Raw genomic sequence first — 3,393 nt, forward strand, 5'->3', positions numbered from 1 at the left:
CGAACACGAACGCCCGCCACGACTCCGACATCGACTTCGCCGCCGACTCATAGAACGCGAAGTTGTCGCCGCGGCCGAGGTTCCACACCATCAACACCGCCGACGCCGCCGTCATCACCAGCACGGCGGCCCACACGGGCCACGGCTCGGTCAGCAGCCGCCGCAGCCGCACCCGCGGAACGCGGTCAGAGGGGGCAGCGGCACGCACGACAACCCAGCCTGTCGGTAGCGTCTGCGCAAGTTCTGCCCGCACCCTATGCGCGAGCCGTGTGCTCGCCGAGGGTCACGCGGCACCGCGGGCGAGGCGGTCCACTCTCCCCAGCGAGCGGTCCATGACGGCGCTCGCAAGGAGCACGAGCGCTGCGACGACCATGACCGTCGCGAGCCCGCGCAGCCCCGCGTCATCCGCTCGCACCGGGAAGAAGAGCCCGGATGCCGCAGCCGCGAGGATCGCCCCGAGATACATGAACGTGCGCAGCAGCCCCGACGATGCTCCGATGCGGACGGGGTCGGCCTGATGGAACAGGGCGTTCTGCACGGCGAGGTTCACCAGGCCCTGCGGGATGCCGATGATGACGCCGATCGCAGCGAGATACCAGAGCGGGCTCGCGCTCGTCGCGAACAGCAGCATGCCGCACGCGACGAGCTGCGCCGCGGCGCCCACGATCAGCTTCGCGCGCACCTCGGCGCGGCGCCCGGTGAGCGAAGCCACCGCGATGCCGACCACGAACGTCGGCAGCAGCAGCAGACCCGTCGCGGTCGGGTCGAGCCCGCGGTCGTCCTCGAGCCACTGGGTGTACCCGTAGAGGAACGCGTAGGACACGACCGCGGCGAGCACCGCGCGCCCGAACGTCACGATGAGCGGCACGTTCCCGGCGAACACCCGCACGTCGATGAACGGTTCGCGTGCGCGCAGCTCGCGCCAGGCGAACAGGCATGCCGCGGCCACCGCGACCCCGAGCAGCCACAGCGTCGAGACCGCCGGCGCCATGAGGAAGAACAGCAGCGTCACGAGGGTGGCCGTGAACAGTGCGATGCCGAGCAGGTCGAACGGGCGGCGCTGCGACGCGGCATCCGCTCTGCGCGGCTCGCGGGGCAGCGTGACGGCTCCGAGCACGAGGCACGCGAGGGAGAGGGGGATGTTGACCGCGAACGTCGCCCGCCACCCGCCGAGGCCGATCAGCAGCCCGCCGAGGGTGGGCCCGATGACGGCGACCGTCTGCGTCGAGACGGAGAGCACCGTCAGCACACCGGCGGGCGAGGCGATGCCGGCGCGGTCGCTCTCGCGTCGGATCAGCGACATGGCCGACGGGTATCCGGCGCAGGTGCCGAATCCGAGGATGACCCGCGCCACGACGAGCACCCAGAGGGCGGGCGCAAGCATGCCGATGATCCCGGCGATGCCGGTGAGCGAGACGCCCACGAGGTAGACCGGCCGGGGGCCGAACCTGTCGACGAGGCGACCGACGACCGGCTGACCGATCGCCGTGGCGACGTAGAGCGCCGAGACGAGCCAGGCTGTCTGGGCCGCGGGGGCGCCGAAGGCCAGCGCGATGGGCACGAGCGCGACGGCGATGATCGACGAGTTGATGGGGTTGAGGATCGCACCGAGCATCATCGACGGCAGCAGCCGACGGTCGAAGCGGTCGGCCGGCGGGCGACGCCGCCCGGCGGGTGCGGCGACGGCGCCGGTCACCGGTCGGCGACCCGGTCGAGCACGGCCGCGGCGCGGATCAGCAGCTGGCGTTCCTGCTCGGTGCAGACCTCGTCGAGTCGTCCGACGATCCACTCGCCGCGGGCGGCGCGGTTGCCCTCCTCGACCTCGGCCCCGGCGGCGGTCAAAGTCACGACCTGCCGTCTGCCGTCGGTCGGGTCGGGGGTACGCGAGATGAGTCCGCGCTGCTCGAGCGCCACGAGCGTCGCGGCCATCGACTGCGGACGGATGCCCTCGAGCTGGGCGAGACCGGCGGCAGTCGCGGCCTCTCCCTTGCTGAGCCGCACGATGACAGATGCCTGGCTGGGCGTGATGTCGTCGTCCGTGGCGACCTCCTGCATGCGCCGCCGCAGCCGACCGAACGCGACCCGGATGTCCTGGGCGGCGGTCACGGCGGAGGCGGAGTGCGCAGTCATATTCGACAGTCTAGCCTGATCAGTTTGACCTGACCAGTTTCGCCTGTTTATCGTGTGGTCATGACGACCTCACGCCCCGCCCTCCTGCTGATGGACTTCCAGCCCGCGATCGTCGCCCGCGGCGGGAGCCCCGAGATCTTCGCCGCCGCACGCACCGCCCTCGACGCGGCCCGCAGCCAGGGCATCCCGGTGTTCTTCGTGCGCGTCGCATTCCGGCCCGGCTTCCCCGAGGTGCCGCAGAGCAACGTCGCCTTCACCGCCCTCGCCGCCGCCGCCGGCGACGCGCTCACGGAGCAGAGCCCCGCGACGCAGATCATCGCCGAGCTCGCACCACTGCCGAGCGAGCCCATCGTCACCAAGCGCCGCTACAGCGCCTTCACCGGCAGCGACCTCGACGTGCTGCTGCGTGGGCAGGGCGTCACGCACCTCGTGCTCGCGGGCATCTCGACCAGCGGGGTCGTGCTCTCGACCTTCCGCCAGGCGTTCGACCTCGACTACGGCCTCACCGTACTCTCCGACGCGAGCGGCGACGGCGACCCCGAGCTCTCCGACCTGCTACTCACCCGCGTCTTCCCCCGCCAGGGCACCGTCGTCACCGCAGCCGAATGGGCCGCCGGCCTGGAGTGAGCACGGGCGCGATCAGCGCGCGCGCAGCACACCAGGGTCGATGCGGGCGGCGAAGCGGGTGACGTCGAGGCGCCCTCTCAGCGCACGCGCAACACACCCGCATCGATTCGGGCGGTGAAGCGGGTGACGTCCCCGATCTCCTCACCGTCGATCTCGAAGGCGCGCGGCTCGGCGAGGGTGATCTCGATGCGGGTCGCCTGCACGTGACGCATCGTCTCCGTGCTCACGGCGTCGTCGGAACCCCCGAACACGCGACGCAGACCGTTGTCCCACACCACGGTCTTCAGGTTCGCCGCCCACTCGAGCATGCCGGTCGCGCTGACGGCGAGGAGGTCGAGCGTGCCGTCATCGGGTGCCGCGTCGGGCAACAGGGTGATTCCGCCCTGGATGGTGCCGCAGTTGCCGATCAGCACGGTGTGGGCGGATGCCTCGACCGCCTCCCCACCGTCGACGACCGCCGTCACCCCGACCAGCTCCGTCGCCGAGATCGCACGGCCCATCGCCTCCACGTAGGCGAGCCATCCGGCGCGCTTCTTCAGGTCGTCGCTGGTCTCGGCGAGCATGTGGGCATCGAGTCCGAAGCCCACCATCACGACGAACCCGTGGGTCTCGATCGCTCCGTCACGGTCGATGTCG

At 71.3% G+C, this 3,393-nt stretch carries 5 protein-coding genes; 1 reads left to right on the forward strand and 4 read right to left on the reverse strand.

Translation table 11 applies throughout. From position 1 onward, the window contains the following. The 3 genes from ASG00_RS14860 to ASG00_RS05670 form a co-directional block, all read right to left on the reverse strand. On the reverse strand, nt 1–208 hold a 208-nt coding region (locus tag ASG00_RS14860; RefSeq protein WP_235559217.1), incomplete at its 3' end, for a hypothetical protein. A gap of 75 nt (nt 209–283) precedes the next feature. Then, nucleotides 284–1,696 carry an MFS transporter gene (locus tag ASG00_RS05665; protein WP_056207502.1) on the reverse strand — a complete coding sequence of 471 codons (1,413 nt, stop codon included), beginning with the start codon at nt 1,694–1,696 and terminating at the stop codon, nt 284–286. Then, complete coding sequence (locus tag ASG00_RS05670; RefSeq protein ID WP_056207504.1) at nt 1,693–2,130, reverse strand: MarR family winged helix-turn-helix transcriptional regulator; 438 nt, start codon at nt 2,128–2,130, stop codon at nt 1,693–1,695. Before ASG00_RS05670 ends, ASG00_RS05665 begins: the two co-directional genes overlap by 4 nt. A 60-nt stretch (nt 2,131–2,190) precedes the next feature. Here ASG00_RS05670 and ASG00_RS05675 point away from each other — a divergent pair, with 60 nt between their 5' ends. Then, the gene (locus ASG00_RS05675) at nt 2,191–2,757 is read left to right on the forward strand and encodes a cysteine hydrolase family protein (protein WP_056207506.1); all 567 of its coding nucleotides are present in this window, start codon (nt 2,191–2,193) and stop codon (nt 2,755–2,757) included. 77 nt (nt 2,758–2,834) lie between these two features. Here ASG00_RS05675 and ASG00_RS17195 read toward each other — a convergent pair. Next, nucleotides 2,835–3,393 (reverse strand): diacylglycerol/lipid kinase family protein (locus tag ASG00_RS17195; protein WP_442922610.1); only part of this gene is annotated, 559 nt, incomplete at its 5' end.

It is taken from the genome of Microbacterium sp. Leaf351 (genome assembly GCF_001423825.1).
GTDB lineage: Bacteria > Actinomycetota > Actinomycetes > Actinomycetales > Microbacteriaceae > Microbacterium > Microbacterium ginsengisoli.